19 protein-coding genes are annotated in these 19070 nt (G+C 61.8%); 5 read left to right on the forward strand and 14 right to left on the reverse strand.

The features are described 5' to 3' along the window. Positions 1-10: 10 nt before the first annotated feature. Together trpB and tsaA are read left to right on the forward strand one after the other, a co-directional pair. Positions 11-1219 (forward strand): tryptophan synthase subunit beta, encoded by a 1209-nt coding sequence (trpB, locus tag PSEST_RS12860; protein WP_015277408.1) that lies wholly within the window; start codon positions 11-13, stop codon positions 1217-1219. A 112-nt stretch (positions 1220-1331) separates the two neighbouring features. Then, positions 1332-2039: a tRNA (N6-threonylcarbamoyladenosine(37)-N6)-methyltransferase TrmO gene (gene tsaA, locus PSEST_RS12865; RefSeq protein WP_015277409.1), complete on the forward strand. Its 708-nt coding sequence runs from the start codon at positions 1332-1334 to the stop codon at positions 2037-2039. 18 nt (positions 2040-2057) lie between these two features. Here the strand turns inward: tsaA and PSEST_RS12870 are convergent, their stop codons facing one another. From PSEST_RS12870 to PSEST_RS12905, 8 genes are all read right to left on the reverse strand, one after another. After that, the gene (locus PSEST_RS12870; protein WP_015277410.1) at positions 2058-4595 is read right to left on the reverse strand and encodes a penicillin acylase family protein; all 2538 of its coding nucleotides are present in this window, start codon (positions 4593-4595) and stop codon (positions 2058-2060) included. A gap of 80 nt (positions 4596-4675) precedes the next feature. Then, entirely contained in the window at positions 4676-5137 is a 462-nt protein-coding gene (locus PSEST_RS12875) for a DUF2489 domain-containing protein (RefSeq protein WP_015277411.1), read from the reverse strand. Between the two features lie 7 nt (positions 5138-5144). After that, on the reverse strand, positions 5145-5333 hold the full coding sequence (locus PSEST_RS21815; protein WP_015277412.1) for an SEC-C metal-binding domain-containing protein: 189 nt from the start codon (positions 5331-5333) through the stop codon (positions 5145-5147). A 7-nt stretch (positions 5334-5340) separates the two neighbouring features. Next, the gene (locus PSEST_RS12885; protein ID WP_015277413.1) at positions 5341-5838 is read right to left on the reverse strand and encodes an LEA type 2 family protein; all 498 of its coding nucleotides are present in this window, start codon (positions 5836-5838) and stop codon (positions 5341-5343) included. A gap of 146 nt (positions 5839-5984) precedes the next feature. Next, the gene (locus tag PSEST_RS12890) at positions 5985-6722 is read right to left on the reverse strand and encodes an S-methyl-5'-thioinosine phosphorylase (RefSeq protein ID WP_015277414.1); all 738 of its coding nucleotides are present in this window, start codon (positions 6720-6722) and stop codon (positions 5985-5987) included. A 24-nt stretch (positions 6723-6746) separates the two neighbouring features. Further along, entirely contained in the window at positions 6747-7745 is a 999-nt protein-coding gene (gene nagZ / locus PSEST_RS12895; RefSeq protein WP_015277415.1) for a beta-N-acetylhexosaminidase, read from the reverse strand. A gap of 15 nt (positions 7746-7760) precedes the next feature. Further along, positions 7761-8285 (reverse strand): L,D-transpeptidase, encoded by a 525-nt coding sequence (locus PSEST_RS12900; protein WP_015277416.1) that lies wholly within the window; start codon positions 8283-8285, stop codon positions 7761-7763. A 38-nt stretch (positions 8286-8323) separates the two neighbouring features. Continuing rightward, on the reverse strand, positions 8324-9031 hold the full coding sequence (locus PSEST_RS12905; RefSeq protein ID WP_015277417.1) for a TetR/AcrR family transcriptional regulator: 708 nt from the start codon (positions 9029-9031) through the stop codon (positions 8324-8326). Positions 9032-9239: 208 nt separating this feature from the next. On the opposite strand from PSEST_RS12905, the gene lexA reads away from it, so the two are divergent. Together lexA and sulA are read left to right on the forward strand one after the other, a co-directional pair. Next, positions 9240-9848 (forward strand): transcriptional repressor LexA, encoded by a 609-nt coding sequence (gene lexA, locus PSEST_RS12910; protein ID WP_015277418.1) that lies wholly within the window; start codon positions 9240-9242, stop codon positions 9846-9848. Positions 9849-9859: 11 nt separating this feature from the next. Further along, on the forward strand, positions 9860-10336 hold the full coding sequence (gene sulA / locus PSEST_RS12915; RefSeq protein ID WP_015277419.1) for an SOS-induced cell division inhibitor SulA: 477 nt from the start codon (positions 9860-9862) through the stop codon (positions 10334-10336). A gap of 74 nt (positions 10337-10410) precedes the next feature. On the opposite strand, the gene PSEST_RS12920 is transcribed toward sulA, so the two are convergent. Beyond that, the gene (locus PSEST_RS12920) at positions 10411-10647 is read right to left on the reverse strand and encodes a hypothetical protein (protein WP_003302508.1); all 237 of its coding nucleotides are present in this window, start codon (positions 10645-10647) and stop codon (positions 10411-10413) included. A gap of 200 nt (positions 10648-10847) precedes the next feature. Between PSEST_RS12920 and PSEST_RS12925 the strand changes: the two genes are divergently transcribed. After that, a complete protein-coding gene (locus PSEST_RS12925) occupies positions 10848-11687 on the forward strand; it encodes a DMT family transporter (protein WP_015277420.1) in 840 nt (279 codons plus the stop codon). Between the two features lie 16 nt (positions 11688-11703). Here PSEST_RS12925 and PSEST_RS12930 read toward each other — a convergent pair whose 3' ends face one another. From PSEST_RS12930 to fadB, 5 genes are all read right to left on the reverse strand, one after another. Continuing rightward, entirely contained in the window at positions 11704-12222 is a 519-nt protein-coding gene (locus PSEST_RS12930) for a DUF6586 family protein (protein WP_015277421.1), read from the reverse strand. A 144-nt stretch (positions 12223-12366) separates the two neighbouring features. Then, positions 12367-14970, reverse strand: coding sequence for a type I DNA topoisomerase (gene topA / locus PSEST_RS12935; RefSeq protein WP_015277422.1), 2604 nt, complete (start codon positions 14968-14970; stop codon positions 12367-12369). Positions 14971-15258: 288 nt separating this feature from the next. Further along, complete coding sequence (locus PSEST_RS12940) at positions 15259-15492, reverse strand: DUF1653 domain-containing protein (protein WP_015277423.1); 234 nt, start codon at positions 15490-15492, stop codon at positions 15259-15261. 131 nt (positions 15493-15623) lie between these two features. Beyond that, a complete protein-coding gene (fadA, locus tag PSEST_RS12945) occupies positions 15624-16799 on the reverse strand; it encodes an acetyl-CoA C-acyltransferase FadA (RefSeq protein ID WP_015277424.1) in 1176 nt (391 codons plus the stop codon). Positions 16800-16817: 18 nt separating this feature from the next. Then, positions 16818-18965, reverse strand: a complete 2148-nt coding sequence (gene fadB, locus PSEST_RS12950) for a fatty acid oxidation complex subunit alpha FadB (RefSeq protein ID WP_015277425.1) — start codon at positions 18963-18965, stop codon at positions 16818-16820. Positions 18966-19070 lie beyond the last annotated feature (105 nt).

The following is a 19070-nucleotide window of genomic DNA, read 5'->3' on the forward strand; positions in this document are numbered from 1 at the left end:
AGATGAACTCATGTCGTCCGATCCCCGCTTCACTGCCATGCCCGATGCCAACGGATACTTCGGTCCCTATGGCGGCCAGCTGGTGCCGCCACACCTGAAGCAGGCCATGGACGACATCAACCTGGCCTACGAAGAGATCCGCCAGCGCGAAGATTTCCAGCAGGAACTGGCTGCGCTGTTCGCCGACTACGTGGGGCGCCCGAGCCCGATCTTCCATGCGCGGCGCCTGTCCGAGCAGCTCGGCGGCGCGCAGATCTATCTGAAGCGCGAAGACCTGAATCACACCGGCGCGCACAAGATCAATCACTGCCTGGGCGAGGCCCTGCTGGCCAAATTCATGGGCAAGAAGAAGGTGATCGCCGAAACCGGCGCCGGGCAGCACGGTGTCGCGCTGGCCACCGCGTGCGCACTGGTGGGTATTCCCTGCGAGATTCACATGGGCCAGGTGGACATCGAGAAGGAACATCCCAACGTCACCAAGATGAAGATCCTCGGCTGCAAGCTGATCGCCGTCACCCGCGGCGCCGCCACGCTCAAGGAAGCGGTAGATAGCGCCTTCGAGGAATACCTGAAAGATCCGCACAACTACATCTACGCCATCGGCTCGGTAGTCGGCCCGCATCCGTTCCCGAAGATGGTTCGCGACTTCCAGTCGATCATCGGCACCGAGGCCCGTGAGCAGTTCCTCGCCAAACATGGCCGCCTGCCCGACCACGTGGTTGCCTGCGTCGGTGGCGGCTCCAATGCCATGGGCATGTTCACCGCCTTCCTCGAAGACGCTGCGGTCGAGCTGGTTGGTATCGAGCCGGCCGGCGAAAGCCTGGACAAGCCCGGTCGCCATTCGGCCACGCTGTCCAAGGGCAAGCCCAGCGAACTGCACGGCATGGCCTGCTACGTGCTGGAGGATGCAGACGGCAACCCATCGGCAGTGCACTCCATCGCCTCCGGCCTGGACTACCCGGGGGTCGGCCCACAGCACAGCTACCTGAAGGACATCGGCCGGGTGAACTACCAGACCGCGACCGACCAGGAATGCCTCGAGGCCTTTATGACCCTGTCGCGCGTGGAAGGCATCATCCCCGCCCTGGAAAGCGCCCACGCCGTGGCATGGGCGATTCGCACCGCACCGACGCTGAGCGAGGACAGCCATATCCTCGTCAATCTATCTGGCCGCGGCGACAAGGATGCCGATTACGTCGCCAATCTGCTCGGCCTGTAACACGTCAACGGCGGGCCGGCGATGCATGTGCGTGTCGGCCTGCTGGAAGCGCAACGGGCGGCCATAGCGGGTAAGATGCGCAGCCGCCCGACTGCTTCCCAGGCCAGCCTTCATGGATCACAGCGTCTCGCCGATCGGCTACGTCCGCTCCTGCTTCAAGGAGAAGTTCGCCATCCCACGCCAACCGAGCTTGGCGCCAGCCGCACGTGGCGTGCTGGAGTTGCTGCCGCCGTTCGACAGCGGTGATGCAGTAGCCGGGCTCGAACAGGTCAGCCATGTGTGGCTGCTGTTTCTCTTCCATCAGGCGCTGGAAAGCAAACCCCGCCTCAAGGTTCGCCCGCCACGTCTGGGCGGCAATCGCATGGTCGGCGTGTTCGCCACCCGTGCCACGCACCGCCCCAACGGTATCGGTCAATCGGTGGTCAGACTGGATCGCGTCGAAGCGGATCGGCTGTTCATCTCCGGCATCGATCTGCTGGACGGCACGCCGGTGCTGGACATCAAACCCTACGTGCCCTACGCCGATGCGCTGCCTGACGCACGCAACGACATGGCCGCCGACGCGCCAGAGTTGATCGAGGTGCAATGGTCGGAATCGGGGTTGCTGCAAGCCCGCCGCGAAGCACTGCGCCTGGGCGAGCCCTTGGTCGAACTCATCGAACAGTGCCTGGCGCAGGACCCGCGCCCGGCCTATCAGAAGCCCGAACCGGAGCGGCGTTACGGCGCGCAGTTCTGGGATGTGGACGTGCGCTGGCACTACCCGACTCCGGACATGATCCACGTTCTCGAAGTAGCGCCAGCAGCGCCGCAACCGGCCTAGTGCCGGCGCGGCGCCCCGTTACTTGCCAGCAGGCGTCAGCAGCAGGCGCTGCGTGCCGTAGACCTTGTCGAGATTCTCCGTCTTGAACGGGAAGCTCATGTACTGCGCCTTCATCCACGCATCGATACCGTCGGCATAGTGCGGGCTGGCCGGGTTGCCGGACTGACCGGAACTATTGAGGCCGATCATCGGCTCGTCGCGACCGAAGTCGACAATGATGCGCATCGCCGGGATCAGCCAGGTATCGAAGTTCGCCCCCATGCTGTAGGCCGAGGCATTCAGCGTACTGTGATCGCCGCTCATGGCATAGGGGCCGCGGTCGAGGTAGCTACCGATGGCGTTGATCTTGCTCCGCTGGCTGGCCGGCATATGCGGCGCCAGTTGCGTTGCGCCAGAGGTCCAACTGGCGGTGTGCAGTTTGCCCCACTGCCACGCACTGCGCTCGTTGCCCAGGCGGCTTTCCAGCAGGCTCACCGCACCAGCAAGACTGCGCGCCAGAATCGCCGGCTTGTCCTCGGTTTGCGCCGTACGCTGGTCGTTCCAGAACGGACTGTCTTCGCGGCCGAGCAGATGATCCGCCTGGGCCGAATAGGAGGTGTTGGCCGCCTGCACCAGCGCGCGCCAGGCCGGCGTGTCCTCCGGGCCTAGCTCGTCAAGGAAGATCTGCCGCGCGCTTTCCTGCAGGAATGCACCATACAGCGCGGCGTTGGCCGAATCCGCAGCGAGCTTGCCATCGAAGGCCAGCAACCGATCCAATGCTTCACGCGCCTTGCTTCGCTCACTGGCCGGCAGCGCATCGATCGCCTGGCGCAACGGTGCGGCCATACCCGGCGCCTCGAACATTGCCCTGAGCTTGGCAGCGAACGGCGTCACCTGGTCGTACTGCATCGCAATGGTGCTGCGCGTGTCGTGCTTGCCGCGTCCCGCCAGCTCTGCGAGCCGCTCGTAGCGCTCAGGGCCATACCAGGAGCTGGACAGCTGCATCCCGTAGCCACGCGGCACGCTGCGATGATTGGCGGTGCCGAGCCATCCCTGGAACGGATCCTGGTCATAGGGGTGCAGCATCGGATCGGCGTAGCCGTCCCATTCGTAGCGGCCATCCCAACCCGGCGACGGCACCAGCCCCAGACCCTCGCGGCGATTGGGGAACCGTCCGGTGACCTGCCAGCCGATTCCCTGCTGATCGGCGAAGACCAGATTCAGTGCGGCTGCGCGAATCTCGCGGGACGCCTCGAAAGCCTGATCCACCGATTGCGCGCGGGACAGATCGAAGAACGCATCCAGGGTGCGATCAGCCTCCAGCTGCGTGGTTTTCAGCGCCAGGCCGTAACCGCTGCGGACTTGCAGCGGCTGCAAGGGATGCTTGCGCTCGCCCAGCGCCGTATTCAGTAGCGGCCCATTACGGGTTTCGTAGATGGTCTCGCGAATCGGCCGCTCGCCTTTGACGAAGTAGGTCTCGTGGCGTTCGCGGGCCGGCAGCCATTTACCGTCGGCCAGATACATCAGGCGCGAGCCTTCGCGGCGTACCTGCTCGAGATACAGGTCCTGGTTGTCGCCCATGACCATGGTCATGCCCCAGCCGAGCTTGCCATTGAAACCGGCCACGACCGCAGGCACACCGGCGATGGTGACGCCGGCCGCCTGGAACTTCGGTGCGCGTATCTGCATGAAATTCCAATATGACGGCATCGACAGCGGCAAGTGTGTGTCATTGGCCAGGATTGGCTTGCCACTTCGGGCGTTACTGCCGGCAATGGCCCAGTTGTTCGACGCCGCCATGCCCGTCGGAGTCAGCGCCGCCAAGTGTTGCGCTGCCTGCTCGATCGCCGCCAGCCCTGGCACTGATCCGCTCAGCGCGAGCCCCTTGAGCTTGTCGGCTTCGGTAAACGGCAGCGCCTCGTCCGGATAGATCGGCAGCAGCCAGGCGAGCTTGTCGCTACCCACTTTCTGCGCCAGTAGCAAGGCTGCCACCTCTTCCTGCAGGTTCTGCGACAAACCGAAGTTCAGCAGACAGAACACCAGCACAGAATCTTCTGGCTTCCAGTATTCCGGCTTGTAGCCGGACTCGGCGAGGTCCATCGGCAGCTTGTCACGATGGCGGTACAGGTAGGCGTTCACGCCGCGGGCATACACCTCGAAGAACTTCTTCATCCTCGGCGAGGATTCGCGATAGAGCAGCTCAGCGTTCTGCCGCAGATTCACTGCACGCATGAACCGGTCGGTTTCCAGCACACCGGGGCCGACCATTTCCGCCAGTCGACCCTGCGCCATCAACCGCAGGCTGACCATCTGGCTCAGGCGGTCGGTCGCGTGCACGTAACCCATGGCGAACAGCGCATCGTGAAAGGACGAGGTTTCAATCAGCGGCATGCCCAGCGAATTGCGCCGGATGCTCGCACTGCCTGCCAGCCCGGTCAGCGGTTGAATGCCCTGTGCCGGCGGCAGACTGGCGCTGTAGCGGTTATCGAGATAGGCCTGACAACCGCCGAGGCCGGCCAGACCTAGCGCGGCCCCCAGCGTCAGGCGAACCAGGGCGAACGGCAGACGCAGAGACATCGAAGACTCCTGTGCGGGCTTGCAAAGAGGAAAGAGGTGCTAACAGCTTAGAGGGCGGGCAGCGAAGAAGATCGGGGCGATCAGGCCGCGTTGCGCGATTTTGGCAGAGCTTCGTCGAGCAGCCAACGTGCCGACCGCCGTGCTTCAGCCTTATGTTGCAATTCCAAGGCGCTGAACTGTGCTTCGTGACGCCGCCGCTCGTGCTTGTCCAACGCCTTCCAGGCAGCGTGGGTAGGCACCTGTTCGGTCGCCTCGAAGAGCTGCTGGAAGACCTGGCAACGAGGATGCTGACCCAACGCCACGTCATAATTATCTAGCAGCACCTTGATGCGGATGGCACCCTCGATGAGCGGCAACTGACCATCCAGCAGGCAGCTGGCGAGAATCCGCAGATCCTCCGCCAGCGCGGTCTGTTGCTTGGCTCGCGCCTCGACCTGCAGCCGTTCGTTGCGCCAGACGCGACGCCAGAGATAGAGCGCATAGCCGCCCAGCGCCACGATCAGCAACGCGGCTACGACGAACAGACCGAGGGCCAAAGTCATGGGGTGCTCAGGCGCCGTGACATTTCTTGTACTTTTTCTGACTGCCGCAGGGACAGGGGTCGTTGCGACCGACATCCTTCAGCGGATTGCGCACGGGCTCGTGGCTGTGATTGCAATGCGGCCCGTGGACATGGTGATGGTCATGGTCGTGATCGTGGTTGCAGTCGGGACCATGCACATGCGGCTCTTGACTCATCTGGGTACTACTCCGGAATAAATTTGCCCGGGATTATCTCGCCATCCGTGGAAATGTGCACGCGCCGCCCTGCCATCAGGCCGGTCTTCAGCTCACCTTTCAGCCGATAGCTGATCGGACGGTCCGGCTTCTCCAGCAGTCGCACGATGTACTTCATGTGCCGCCACAGGTTGGTGTGAACGGGCACCTCGTAATACTCGAAACTGTTGGCAGGGACGGTCAGCCAGCCACTGGACTCGCCGCTCGCCAACTCAACATCGTTTAGATGAACGGTATAGATCAGCCCGCGCACCGGCAGGCTGTGATCGTTGGGGTTGTCGATGCGAAAGCGCAGCATGAACTGCTGTTCCAGCAGCCTAGCCTTGACGATATCGACTTTGGTGAGGTTGACCGTAGGGTCCTTGAAATTGCCCGAGAACCAGGTCGAGCATCCGGCCATGCCGCCAAGCAAGCTCAGCATCACGACTATTTTAAGAATTCTTATTGTGTGTGCCTGGCAAAACATTCCGGTACTCCAAAGGACGCCCAAGTGTAGCAAGCAGCATGCTTGCCGCAATGGGGTGCCGCCGCAAAAATACCAGTCTCAGGCCGCAATATGACAAGCACGCTTCAGGAATGTGTACCGCCTCGATAACACAGCGAAGCGACTCATCACTCCGCTAGCACTCGGGCGAGCACCTGGCGCGCTTTGCCTATCCCGGCGGAAAGCGCCGTCTCGATTTCCGCCATGGTGATCACGCCGCTCGCCTTGCCGGCTGCCGGGTTGACCACCAGAGACAGACAGGCGTATGCCAGGTCCAGTTCGCGGGCCAAGGCCGCCTCGGGCATACCGGTCATACCGACGATGTCGCAGCCATCCCGCTCCATGCGCGCGATCTCGGCGGCCGTCTCCAGCCGCGGACCCTGCGTGCAGCCGTACACCCCATGGCTGCTGAACGCGTAACCCTCCGCGGCCAGTGCGCCGATCAGGAGTGCACGCAAGGCCTCGTCGTATGGATAGCTGAAGTCGATATGGGTCACATGGTCGATCTCGCCTTCGAAGAACGTGTGCTCACGACCATAGGTGTAATCGATGATCTGATGGGGCACGCAGAAATGCCCAGAGCCCATCGCCGAATGGATACCGCCGACCGCATTCACCGCAAGAATCGCTTCGGCGCCCGCTTGCTTCAAAGCCCACAGGTTGGCGCGATAATTCACCTGATGCGGTGGAATCCGGTGCGGATGACCATGCCTGGCAAGAAAGAGCACCTCGCGGTCGCCATATTCGCCCCGCAAGACCTCACCGGAAGGACGCCCGTAAGGCGTATCGATGAGCTGAGCACGGTGCAACTTGAAGCCGGTCAGCTGAGTCAGGCCGGTGCCGCCGATGATCGCGTAGACAGTCATGGGTATTCCTTGAAAGAAGAGAGGTCAGCCGATCAGGTCGGCGGCCTTCAGCGCGCCAATGGCGTCCAGCCAGCGGGGGTTCTGCTTGTACTCCGCCGCACATCCTGTGCGCCTGCGCATGCGCGCAAGCACAGGCGACGGCGTAACCCGCATGCGCTGCAACGCCGCCAAGGCCAGCTCTGCAGCAGCACGATCATTACATACCAGCCCCATGTCACAGCCCGCCATCATCGCGGCCTGGATCCGGTCAGCCGCATCGCCGACCACATGCGCACCAGCCATCGAAAGGTCGTCGCTGAAGATCACGCCCTTGAAGCCGAACTCACCGCGCAGGATGTCTTGCAGCCAGTGGCGCGAAAAGCCTGCAGGCTGGTCGTCGACCTGAGGATAGATCACATGAGCCGGCATGATCGCATCGAGCGTTCCGCTCAGCGCCTGGAAGGGAATCAGATCACAGCCGCGCAATTCATCGAGGCTTCGCTCATCGACGGGAATGGCAACATGAGAGTCCGCTTCGGCCCAGCCATGGCCGGGGAAGTGCTTGCCGGTCGCCGCCATGCCAGCTGCATGCATGCCGCGAACGAAGGCATCGATCAGCACAACGGCAGCCTGCGGATCCCCCGCGAACGCACGAGTGCCAACCACTGCACTGCGCTGATGATCAAGATCCAGCACCGGCGCGAAGCTGAAGTCCAGACCAACCGCGAGCACCTCGGTTGCCATGACCCAACCGCAGGCCTCGGCCAGCCGTGGCGCATCGGCGCAGCGCGATAGCTCTCGCATCGCCGGCAGCTTGACGAATCCCTGGCGCAGCCGCTGAACACGGCCACCCTCCTGATCCACTGCCAACAGCAGATCCGGGCGCACGGCACGAATCGAGCGGCACAGCTCGTCGACCTGACGCGGGTGCTCGATGTTGCGGGCAAACAGAATGAGCCCGCCGACCTCCGGTTGACGCAACAGGTGCCGGTCCTCGGCCGTCAGCCAGGCACCGGCGATGTCCAGCATCAGTGAACCGTGCATATGTAGAAGAAATCCTTATTCGAGTTCAGCGGCGGCCCAGTTCGGACAGGGCGCCTCGTCGATGCGCACCGGACAATGAGGCGGCACCAATGGAAAAAGTCGGAGTAGATCGGCGTTGCGCATGCGAATGCAGCCATGAGAAAGCGGTACACCCATCGGCTCGGAATCAGGAGTGCCGTGAATGTAGATGTAGCGGCGAAACGTATCGACCTGCCCCATCCGATTGACGCCCCGCTCGCAACCACTAAGCCAGAGGATGCGGGTCAGAATCCAGTCACGCCCAGGGAACTCCTCGTGAAGCTCCGCCGACCATACCTCGCCAGTCCAGCGTCGCCCTCGTAAAACCGCTCCCGCCGGCAGGTCGTCGCCAATGCGTGCGCGCACCTGGTGCAACCCTCGCGGCGTACAGCCAGAACCGTTCAGCTCGCCAGCACCGTTAAGCGCCGTGGAAACCGGGAAACGCAGACATAGCCGTCCGCCAGCGAAACCGTAAAGCAGCTGATCGGCGATGGAAATATGCAGAAAATCGAGAAATGTCATGGCGGCTAGCTTAGCCGATCGCCCAGCAGGCTTGCAGCTCAAGCCTTCGCCGGGATCGCCACTGCGTTACGCCGCGCGATCGGCTGCGCTGCTGCAAGCGTGCTGTCGTCGATGCCACTGTCGGCACGCATGCCAGCTGCCAGGAAAGGCACCATCATGCGCATCACCTGTTCGATCGAAGTCCTGACACCGAAATCATTCTCGGAAATTGCGCGCAGGGCCTTGATGCCCGACATGCTGAACGCCGCTGCACCGAGCATGAAGTGCACGCGCCAGAACAGCTCGATGGGCGGTATGGCCGGCGCCGCGTCGTGCACCTTGAGCATGTAACGACGAAATACCTTGCCGTACATGTCCTCAAGATAACGCCGCAGGTGACCCTGACTCTGACTGAAGGACAAGCCCAACAAGCGCATGAAGATGGACAGATCGTCGCCACTGCGCGGCTTGACTGCCAAGGCCTGCTCGACAAGGATCTCCAGCAGCTCTTCCAGCGAATCCTTCTTGTAGGTCAGCGCCTCGCGGCGATCCAGCTCACGCTCGAGACTTGCGCAGAATGGTCCGAGGAACCGCGAGAAAACCGCCTGGATCAGCGCCTTCTTCGAGCCGAAGTGGTAGTTCACCGCTGCCAGATTGACCCCAGCCTTGCTGGTGATCAGACGAAGCGAGGTTTCGGCGAAGCCTTTTTCCGCGAACAGCTGTTCCGCTGCATCAAGAATGCGCTCAACTGTTTCCGACTGCGCCATGCCCCCTCCGAAAGACAAACAACTGTTTGAAACTTACGTTTCACCGACCGGCAAGTCAACCACGAAACGCCTTGCGGCACTAGCGTCATTGTCGCAGACGCCGCCCGTGGCTGGCGAAACTGAGCAGCAGCCATTCCAGAATCATTCGTTGCCAAGGCCGGATCACTGTATATAATCCCAGTCACTGTATAAAAGAACAGAGACCGACATGATCAAGCTGACGCCTCGCCAGACGGAAATCCTTGCGTTCATCAAGCGTTGCCTGGAAGACAACGGTTATCCGCCTACCCGTGCGGAGATCGCTCATGAGCTCGGCTTCAAGTCGCCCAACGCTGCCGAAGAACATCTCAAGGCACTTGCCCGCAAAGGTGCTATCGAGATGACGCCCGGCGCGTCCCGCGGGATACGTATTCCGGACTTCGAACCCGCCGCGTCCGAAAATGGCTTGCCGATCATCGGCCGCGTCGCTGCCGGCGCGCCGATTCTGGCGCAGCAACATGTCGAGGAATCCTGCCAGATCAGCCCGGCTTTTTTCCATCCACGCGCCGATTATCTGCTCCGTGTCCACGGCATGAGCATGAAGGACGTCGGCATTTTCGATGGCGACCTGCTGGCCGTGCACACCACCCGCGAGGCGCGCAATGGACAGATCGTAGTCGCCCGCGTCGGTGACGAAGTCACGGTGAAGCGTTTCAAGCGTGACGGCAAGAAGGTTTGGCTGTTGGCTGAAAACCCCGAGTTCGCGCCCATCGAGGTCGACCTCGAACAGCAGGAACTGGTGATAGAAGGCTTGAGTGTCGGCGTCATCCGCCGCTAAGGAGAAGGTTTATGCAGTACCAGACCAGCACTTCCCGGCCCCAACTTTCGTTGTTCGACAGCGTCATTGCGCAGAGCCTGGCACCGTTTGGCAGCCTGAAAGTGCGCAACAAACCCGAGCAGGACAAGGAGTATCTGAGCGAGTTGAGCCTGAGCGGCAGCAGTGAACACTGCCACCTGCTGCTCGCCCCAATCCTGCGCGAACTCGGTGATGCCGCTGACAGCCGCTGGCTGACACTGATCGCCCCCCCTGCTTTCCTCTCGCAGAACTGGCTGCGCAAATGCGGCCTGAATCGAGAACGCATCATCCTGCTGCAACCCCGCGACGCCGAAGGTGCGCTGGAGCTCGCCTGCAAAGCGCTGGCCTCAGGTTGTAGCCATACCGTGATCAGCTGGTTTGGCCAGCTCGAGGGCGCAACGCGCGACAAACTCCGTGCCGCGGCAAGCCTTGGCGAAGCTCAGAGCCTGAATATTCGTCTGGGATATTGAGCAAGCGGGCACAGGGAAGTGCTGCTAGGTCACGGATGTAATCCGGAAATTACTGCGTTCACGCAACAGCGCGGTCAGTGCAGAACACGTGGCTCATCATCGTCACGCTCGAAATCCCCTTCCGACATGCGCCCGGCCATCTGAACGCCGACGTTGAACATCGCCTTGGCGATCTCGACGTGCTGGCCCTGCAGGAACAGCTTGGCGTCGTCGGAAAAATCCAGCGTGACCAACACCTCTTCGTCCTCGGCACGACGGAGCACGATGCGCCCGTCAGGTAGCTCGACGATTTCCAGAAAAGATGTAGGCATTGATCAGCTCCGCGTGAAAGGCGGGCATTGTACCAGCCGACCGTCCTCAGGACAGCCTTTGCCTGCCCCGGCAGGATCTGCAGCGTGGCTGCCAGAGGGTTACGAGCGCTGGCTAAGCAAGAAAACGATGCGCCCGTGGGAATCGCCACGTAGCATGCGCTGAAAAAACGCGGACACCCCTACCGCGATAAGGATTGCGCATGCGCCCCCGCACCTTGCTGCTAACCGCTCTGGCCATGCTGGCGTTCGCCGGCAATTCGATCCTGTGCCGTATCGCCTTGCGCGATACCACTATCGACCCGGCCAGTTTCACAGGGCTGCGTATCCTCGCCGGTGCGCTCACGCTGTGGCTGCTGTTGCGCCTAAGTCGGGATCGACGCTCAACCGGCGGTGACTGGCTAAGCGCGCTGGCGCTGTTCGTCTACGCCGCCAGCTTTTCCTACGCTTATATCAACCTGGATGCCGGAGCCGGCGCCCTGCTGCTGTTTGGCGCAGTGCAGTTGAGCATGCTTGCCTGGGGCGTGCTGCGCGGCGAACGCTTCAGCGCCGGACAGATTGCCGGTTTGCTGCTGGCGATGAGTGGACTGCTGATCCTGCTGCTGCCGGGAAGCCGTGCACCGGCATTGGATGGCGCACTGCTCATGCTGCTGTCCGGTGTCGCCTGGGGCATCTATTCGTTGCGCGGACGGGGCGCGAGCAATCCTCTGGCAGCAACCGCAGGCAATTTCATCAAGGCCGTGCCATTCGCCGCAGTGCTTTCTCTGGTGATGCTTGGCCAGCAGCAATGGGACGCACCCGGGGTCGTCTATGCGTTGCTTTCCGGGGCGCTGGCCTCGGGAATCGGCTACGCCATCTGGTACGCAGCTCTTCCCGGCCTGGCGGCTATACAGGCGGCGAGCGTGCAGCTCAGCGTTCCGCTGCTCACCGCCGTCGCCGGGGCTGTACTGCTGGGTGAAGCGCTGACGGCAACGCTGATCATCTCAGGCGCGGCGATTCTCGGCGGCATCGCCATGGTTCTGAGCATCAGGCACCGCAGCTGATACTGCGGCACTGCTGTCACCACTCGGTGAGCGACTCACGAAAACGTAACGCCAGGCCTTTGAGGTTCTGTCGCCAGGCTTCCAGCTCGACGCGCGACAGTGGCGGCACTTCATCCTCGACACTGACTGCCTCGATCAGCGGCTGCCGCGGATCGGTCTTGGCCTTGGCAGGAGCGCGTGGCGGCTGGAAGAGCTGCTTGTAGGCAGTAAGCAACTGTCCGAGCCAGGTGCTTGGCTGCTCCGACAATTCCAGCAATTCGGCAAGTTCCGGGCTCGGCGCAGCCTCGAGCACGCTGCGCGTCAGAAATGCCTCGACTACCGGCGCATCCGCACCAGGCGACCGATAGTAACCGGCGATCTCATGGCACAGACCAAGCAAGGCGCCGTAAAGGTGGAACAGGCAAGCCTCGCGCTCAGCCTGAATCAAGCCTTGAGAATTCATCGAGGCCGATTCTTCGGCCTTGCGCCAGCTTTCCAGTGACAAACCGGCGAAGAAGATCTTCTGGTTGGTGCGCGTGTAGAGCTCGTGAGCCATGGCATGCTCTCCGAAAGAAGATGAACAGAGAATGGACCTTCACAGGTTGCCGCACCAGATCGGCTGACGAAGCGTCAGCCGATCCGAGGAAAGCGCTCGGTCCGGCCGACACGCTGACCGGTCGACCGGTCGACCGCAACGAAATCAGCGCTTGTCTTCGACCTTCCACTTGCCGCCGTCGTAGAACGCCTTCCAGCCGGTCGGCTTGCCGTCCACTTCGGTCTGCACGTACTGCTCCTTGGTCTTGCGGCTGAAGCGGATGACCGCGAAGCGGCCTTCCGGATCCTTCTGCGGCGCATCGAGCAGGAAGTGGTACTTGGGATCGATCTCGTCCTTGTGCGGAATCAGCTCACGCACCAGCGGCGCGCGGGTTTCGCGATTCTTCGGGAACTGGCTGGCAGCCAGGAACAGGCCGGAGGCGCCATCGCGCAGTACGTAGGTGTCGTCGACCTTCTCGCACTTGAGCTCCGGCATCTTCACCGCATCCATCTTCGGTGGCGCGGCTTCGCCATTCTTCAGCAGCTTGCGGGTGTTCTTGCACTCGGCGTTGGTGCAACCGAAGAACTTGCCGAAGCGACCAGTCTTGAGCTGCATTTCGCTGCCGCACTTGTCGCATTCCAGGCTCGGGCCTTCATAGCCCTTGATGCGGTACTGGCCCTTCTCGATCTCGTAACCGGAGCAATCGGGGTTGTTGCCGCAAATATGCAGCTTCTGCGTCTCGTCGAGCAGGTAGGCATCCATCGCGGTGCTACAGATCGGGCAGCGGTGCTTGCCCAACAGCACGCGGGATTCGGACTCACCCTCGTCATCGGCTGCGATCTCGTCACCCGGAACCAGGTTTACGGTGGACTTGCAGCGCTCCTTCGGCGGCAGGCTGTAGCCGGAGCAACCAAGGAACACGCCGGTCGAGGCAGTACGGATCATCATTGGCCGGCCGCAAACCTTGCACGGGATATCGGTCAGGGTCGGCTGGTTGGCGCGCATGCCATTCTCGCTGGCTTCGGCGACCTCGAGCTTCTTGCGGAAGTCACCGTAGAACTCGTCCAGCACGTGTTTCCAGTCGCGCTCGCCCTGGGCGACGTCGTCCAGATGCTCTTCCATGCCTGCGGTGAAGCCGTAGTCCATGAGGTTGTTGAAGCTCTCGGACAGGCGCTCGGTGACGATGTCGCCCATCTTCTCCGAGTAGAAACGGCGGTTGTGCAGCGAGACGTAACCACGATCCTGAATGGTCGAAATGATCGCCGCATAGGTCGATGGCCGGCCAATGCCACGCTTCTCCATCTCCTTGACCAGACTGGCTTCGGAATAGCGCGCCGGCGGCTTGGTGAAGTGCTGGCTCGGGTCGAGCTTGAGCAGCTTCATGTCGTCGCCCTTGTTCATTTCCGGCAGCACGTCATCCTCACCGGCCTTGCTCTGCTGCGGCATGACCTTGGTGTAACCGTCGAACTTGAGGATGCGGCCCTTGGCGCGCAGCTCGAAATCACCGGCAGCCACCGTAACACTGGTGGAAAGGTACTGCGCCGGCGGCATCTGGCAGGCGACGAACTGACGCCAGATCAGCTCGTACAGGCGCTCGGCATCGCGCTCCATGCCTGACAGCTGAGTGGGGCGCAGGTTGACGTCGGACGGGCGGATTGCCTCGTGCGCCTCCTGGGCGCCCTCCTTGCTCGAATAGACGTTGGGCTTTTCCGGCAGGTATTTGTCGCCGAACTCGCCTTCGATGAAGCCACGCACCATGCCGATGGCGTCGGCCGACAGGTTGGTAGAGTCGGTACGCATGTAGGTGATGTAGCCGGCCTCGTAGAGCCGCTGGGCCATCATCATGGTCTTCTTCACGCCGAAGCCGAGGCGATTGCTCGCCGCCTGCTGCAGGGTCGAAGTGATGAAAGGTGCCGACGGCTTGCTGCTGGTCGGCTTGTCCTCACGCTTGCTGACGCTGTACTTGGCGCCCTTGAGCTTCTCGAGTGCGGCATTCGCCTGCGCCTCGTTCAGCGGTTTGAAGGCCTCACCGTTTTCGCGGGCGACCTCGAAGCGCACCTTGGCCTGCTGGGCGCTCGCCAGGTCCGCATGCACTTCCCAGTATTCTTCCGGGACGAAGGCACGGATCTCGCGCTCGCGCTCGACCACCAGCTTCACCGCTACCGATTGCACCCGGCCTGCCGAGAGACCACGGGCGATTTTCGCCCAGAGCAGCGGCGACACCATGTAGCCGACCACACGATCGAGGAAACGACGTGCCTGCTGCGCGTTGACCCGGTTCAGATCGAGATCGCCAGGCTTGGAGAACGCCTCCTGAATCGCCTTCTTGGTGATTTCGTTGAACACCACGCGCTTGTAGCGGCTGTCATCACCGCCAATCGACTCGCGCAGGTGCCAGGCGATAGCCTCCCCCTCTCTATCCAAGTCGGTTGCGAGATAGATGGTGTCGGCTTCCTTGGCCAGACGGCGCAGTTCTTCGATCACCTTTTCCTTGCCGGGCAGGATCTCGTACTTGGCTTTCCAGCCATGCTCAGGGTCGACACCCATGCGCGTAATCAGTTGACGCTTGGCCTTCTCCTTGGGCGACAGCACAGGCGCTTCGGCGGCCGCAGCCTTGCCGCGCTTGACCGGCTCCTTGTTGGCAGAGCCGCTGGTGGGAAGGTCGCGGATGTGGCCGATACTCGACTTCACCACGTACTGGTTGCCCAAATACTTGTTGATTGTCTTGGCCTTGGCCGGTGATTCCACGATGACCAGCGATTTACCCATGGAGAGGAGAGTTCCTGAATCTAGAGGTGAACAGAGGCAGCGCCTCCGGCAGTTTGAATGCCCAAACCAATCTCGGTCGGTGGGGCATCGGTGAACATTGGTGCGCGCTTTGCGAACGAGGCAGGCAAGCAAACCAGTTGCCCTTGCTCGGCATAGCCGTTCGCGAAACAGAGCACCGACTCGATGCCACGAACCAGACGCTGAGGTTTAGCTCTGCCTGAAAAGCACCGCTATATATAGTGGCGATGGACGTGAGGTCAAGCGCGAGCGAAATGGCCAAATGCCAGTTCAGCTGGCAAAAAGGCTCGCCTCGGCTTCGATGAGCGCGAACCGCGGCACGGTTTCGCCATTAACCTCCACCGTTTCGGTGAACATCGACAACGGGCGTATCCAGAGCCCGCGCTCCCCATACAGCGCCTGATAGAAGACTACCGGCTCTTCCGTCTCTGAGTGTCGCGCCATGGCGAACACGCGATATTCAGGGCCCTTGTAATGACGATATCGCCCCGGCTGCAGCTGCATGCCTACCTCCACACCAACACAGAAAAGAAAAACCGGGGCACCAGGCCCCGGCTTCCATGCACCGACTGACAATTATTCCCGCTAAATCGCGGATTGGCTGTCAGCCTAGCGCAGTCATCTGCATCTGTCTGTTAGACGCGTTCGAAGACCGTACTGATCCCCTGGCCCAGACCGATACACATGGTGGCGACCCCAATCGTACCGTTGTTCTGCTTCATCACGTTCAGCAGGGTGCCGGAGATGCGCGCACCGGAGCAACCGAACGGGTGACCCAGGGCGATGGCGCCGCCATGCAGGTTGACCTTCTCTTCCATCTTGTCGAGAAGCTTGAGGTCCTTGAGCACCGGCAGCGCCTGTGCAGCGAAGGCTTCGTTCAGCTCGACGTGGCTGATGTCGTCCATGGTCAGACCGGCGCGCTTGAGCACCTTCTGGGTGGACGGCACCGGGCCGTAGCCCATGATTGCCGGGTCAACGCCGGCCAGCGCCATGGCGCGAACCACGGCCAGCGGCTGAATGCCGAGGTCCTTGGCACGCTGCGCGGACATGACGATCATGCAGGACGCGCCGTCGGTGATCTGCGAGGACGTACCTGCAGTCACGGTACCGCCCTTCGGATTGAACGCAGGCTTCAGTGCAGCCAGGCTTTCCAGGGTGGTGTCCGGACGGATGGTTTCGTCGTAATCGAAGACCTTGAGGAAACCGTCCTCGTCGTAGCCTTCCATCGGGATGATTTCATCCTTGAAGTTGCCTTCCAGCGTGGCCTTGTGCGCCAGACGGTGCGAACGCTCACCGAAGGCGTCCTGCTGCTCGCGGGTGATGCCGTGCATCTTGCCTAGCATTTCGGCGGTCAGGCCCATCATGCCCGACGCCTTGGCGGCGTACAGCGACAGCTGCGGGTTCGGGTCGACGCCGTGCATCATGCTGACGTGGCCCATGTGTTCCACACCACCGATGACGAACACGTCACCGTTGTTGGTCTGGATGGCCTGCACGGCAGTGTGCAAGGCGCTCATGGACGAACCGCAGAGGCGGCTCACGGTCTGGCCGGCGCTGGTGTGCGGGATACGCGTCATCAGCGATGCCATGCGGGCGATGTTCCAGCCCTGTTCGAGGGTCTGGTTCACGCAGCCCCAGATCACGTCCTCGACTTCGGCCGGGTCGATCTTCGGGTTGCGCGCCAGCACGCCGTCGATCAGGTGTGCGGACATGGTTTCAGCGCGGGTATTACGGTGCATGCCGCCCTTGGAGCGCCCCATCGGGGTGCGACCGAAGTCGACGATGACTGCATCTCTTGGATTCAGGCTCATGAATTCTCTCTCCCTCGATTAACCGTAGAAGCGCTGGCCGTTGGCAGCCATCTCACGCAGCTTCGCAGTCGGGTGGTACAGCGGGCCCAGGTCGGCGTACTTGTCGGCCATCGCGACGAACTCGGCGACGCCGATCGAATCGATGTAGCGCAGCGCACCACCACGGAAGGGTGGGAAGCCAATGCCATAGATCAGGCCCATGTCAGCTTCGGCAGCGGTCTCGACGATGCCGTCTTCCAGGCAGCGAACGGTTTCCAGGCACAGAGGGATCATCATGTAGTTGATGATGTCCTCGTCGGACAGCTCGCGAGTCTCGGCAACGATCGGCTTGAGCAGCTCGTAGGCCTGGGCATCGACGACCTTCTTCGGCTTGCCCTTCTTGTCCATCTCGTAGGCGTAGAAGCCCTTGCCGTTCTTCTGGCCGAGGCGATTGGCTTCGTACATGACGTCGACAGCCGTGCGGGTGTCGTCCTTCATACGATCCGGGAAGCCTTCAGCCATCACGTCACGGCCGTGGTGGCCGGTGTCCATGCCGACGACGTCCATCAGATAGGCTGGGCCCATCGGCCAGCCGAACTTCTCCATCACCTTGTCAGCGCGAACGAAGTCGACACCGTGGGCGATGGCGCGGGCAAAGCCGCCGAAGTACGGGAACAGCACGCGGTTGACCAGGAAGCCCGGGCAATCGTTGACCACGACCGGGCTCTTGCCCATCTTCTTGGCGTAGGCGACGGTGGTGGCGATGGCGACTTCGCTGGTCTTCTCGCCACGGATCACCTCAACCAGCGGCATCATGTGCACCGGGTTGAAGAAGTGCATACCGCAGAAGTTTTCCGGACGCTTGAGCGCCTGGGCCAGGTAGTTGATGGAGATCGTCGAGGTGTTGGAGGCGATGATCGCGTCTTCGCGAACGTGCCCTTCCACCTCGGCCAGCACGGCGTGCTTGACCTTCGGGTTCTCGACCACGGCTTCGACGACGATATCGACGTTGCCGAAATCGCCATAGGACATGGTCGGGCGGATCGCGTTGAGCGCCTGCGCCATCTTGTCAGCGGTCAGACGGCCTTTCTCGACACGCTTGCCGAGCAGCTTGGAGGCCTCGTCCAGACCCATCTGGATACCCTCTTCGCGGATATCCTTCATCAGGATCGGCGTGCCCTTGACGGCCGACTGGTAGGCGATGCCGCCACCCATGATGCCGGCGCCGAGTACGGCAGCCAGTTTCACGTCACGCGCCTGCTTGTCGTAGGCCTTGGCTTTCTTCTTCAGTTCCTGATCGCTGAGGAACAGACCGACCAGGCTCTGTGCAACCGAGGTCTTGGCCAGCTTGACGAAGCCGGCGGCCTCGACTTCGATGGCCTTGTCACGGGTGAAGTTGGCGGCTTTCTGGATGGTCTTGATGGCTTCGACCGGGGCCGGATAGTTCGGGCCGGCCTGGCCAGCCACGAAGGCCTTGCTGGTTTCGAAGGCCATCATCTGCTCGATGGCGTTGAGCTTGAGCTTGTCCAGCTTCGGCTGACGCTTGGCCTTGTAGTCCAGCTCGCCGGAAATGGCGCGCTTGACCAGATCCAGTGCAGCGGCCTGCAGTTTGTCCGGGGCGACCACGGCATCGACTGCATGAACCTTGAGCGCGTCTTCGGCGCGGTTTTCCTTGCCGGAGGCGATCCACTCGACAGCGTTATCGACACCGATCAGACGCGGCAGGCGCACGGTGCCGCCGAAGCCCGGGTAGATGCCCAGCTTCACTTCCGGCAGACCAACCTTGGCGGTGGTGGACATGACGCGGTAGTCGGCAGCCATGCACATCTCGAAACCGCCACCCAGGGCGATGCCGTTGATGGCGGCCACGGTGGGCACGCCCAGGTCTTCGAAATCGCTGAAGATCTTGTTCGCTTCGAGGTTGCCGGCGACCAGTTCTTCGTCGGCCATCTTGAAGTTGTCGACGAATTCGGTGATGTCGGCGCCGACGATGAATACGTCTTTGCCGCTGGTAACGATGACGCCTTTCACCGACGCGTCAGCCTTGATGGCATCGACGGCCTGGCGCAGATCGTTGAGAGTGAGGCGATTGAACTTGTTGACGGACTCACCCTTGAGGTCGAAATTCAATTCGACGATGCCGCTCTCAAGAGCCTTAACCGTGATGGCTTTACCTTCGTAAATCATCAACTGATCTCCAGGTATGGAAGCTGAACGTTACGTGTCTCACGTCTTCGGCCCTACTCGGCCGCGCCTTGCGGCGAACGACACCCACCGACACGATAATCCGGG

It is taken from the genome of Stutzerimonas stutzeri RCH2, assembly GCF_000327065.1.
In the GTDB taxonomy this organism is placed as follows: domain Bacteria; phylum Pseudomonadota; class Gammaproteobacteria; order Pseudomonadales; family Pseudomonadaceae; genus Stutzerimonas; species Stutzerimonas stutzeri_AE.

What these genes read in the sequence shown, in the direction of transcription:
- trpB (WP_015277408.1), top strand. Translation starts at nt 11, where the DNA reads ATGTCGTCCGATCCCCGCTTCACTGCCATGCCCGATGCCAACGGATAC.
- tsaA (WP_015277409.1), top strand. Translation starts at nt 1,332, where the DNA reads ATGGATCACAGCGTCTCGCCGATCGGCTACGTCCGCTCCTGCTTCAAG.
- PSEST_RS12870 (WP_015277410.1), bottom strand. Translation starts at nt 4,595, where the DNA reads ATGTCTCTGCGTCTGCCGTTCGCCCTGGTTCGCCTGACGCTGGGGGCC.
- PSEST_RS12875 (WP_015277411.1), bottom strand. Translation starts at nt 5,137, where the DNA reads ATGACTTTGGCCCTCGGTCTGTTCGTCGTAGCCGCGTTGCTGATCGTG.
- PSEST_RS21815 (WP_015277412.1), bottom strand. Translation starts at nt 5,333, where the DNA reads ATGAGTCAAGAGCCGCATGTGCATGGTCCCGACTGCAACCACGATCAC.
- PSEST_RS12885 (WP_015277413.1), bottom strand. Translation starts at nt 5,838, where the DNA reads ATGTTTTGCCAGGCACACACAATAAGAATTCTTAAAATAGTCGTGATG.
- PSEST_RS12890 (WP_015277414.1), bottom strand. Translation starts at nt 6,722, where the DNA reads ATGACTGTCTACGCGATCATCGGCGGCACCGGCCTGACTCAGCTGACC.
- nagZ (WP_015277415.1), bottom strand. Translation starts at nt 7,745, where the DNA reads ATGCACGGTTCACTGATGCTGGACATCGCCGGTGCCTGGCTGACGGCC.
- PSEST_RS12900 (WP_015277416.1), bottom strand. Translation starts at nt 8,285, where the DNA reads ATGACATTTCTCGATTTTCTGCATATTTCCATCGCCGATCAGCTGCTT.
- PSEST_RS12905 (WP_015277417.1), bottom strand. Translation starts at nt 9,031, where the DNA reads ATGGCGCAGTCGGAAACAGTTGAGCGCATTCTTGATGCAGCGGAACAG.
- lexA (WP_015277418.1), top strand. Translation starts at nt 9,240, where the DNA reads ATGATCAAGCTGACGCCTCGCCAGACGGAAATCCTTGCGTTCATCAAG.
- sulA (WP_015277419.1), top strand. Translation starts at nt 9,860, where the DNA reads ATGCAGTACCAGACCAGCACTTCCCGGCCCCAACTTTCGTTGTTCGAC.
- PSEST_RS12920 (WP_003302508.1), bottom strand. Translation starts at nt 10,647, where the DNA reads ATGCCTACATCTTTTCTGGAAATCGTCGAGCTACCTGACGGGCGCATC.
- PSEST_RS12925 (WP_015277420.1), top strand. Translation starts at nt 10,848, where the DNA reads ATGCGCCCCCGCACCTTGCTGCTAACCGCTCTGGCCATGCTGGCGTTC.
- PSEST_RS12930 (WP_015277421.1), bottom strand. Translation starts at nt 12,222, where the DNA reads ATGGCTCACGAGCTCTACACGCGCACCAACCAGAAGATCTTCTTCGCC.
- topA (WP_015277422.1), bottom strand. Translation starts at nt 14,970, where the DNA reads ATGGGTAAATCGCTGGTCATCGTGGAATCACCGGCCAAGGCCAAGACA.
- PSEST_RS12940 (WP_015277423.1), bottom strand. Translation starts at nt 15,492, where the DNA reads ATGCAGCTGCAGCCGGGGCGATATCGTCATTACAAGGGCCCTGAATAT.
- fadA (WP_015277424.1), bottom strand. Translation starts at nt 16,799, where the DNA reads ATGAGCCTGAATCCAAGAGATGCAGTCATCGTCGACTTCGGTCGCACC.
- fadB (WP_015277425.1), bottom strand. Translation starts at nt 18,965, where the DNA reads ATGATTTACGAAGGTAAAGCCATCACGGTTAAGGCTCTTGAGAGCGGC.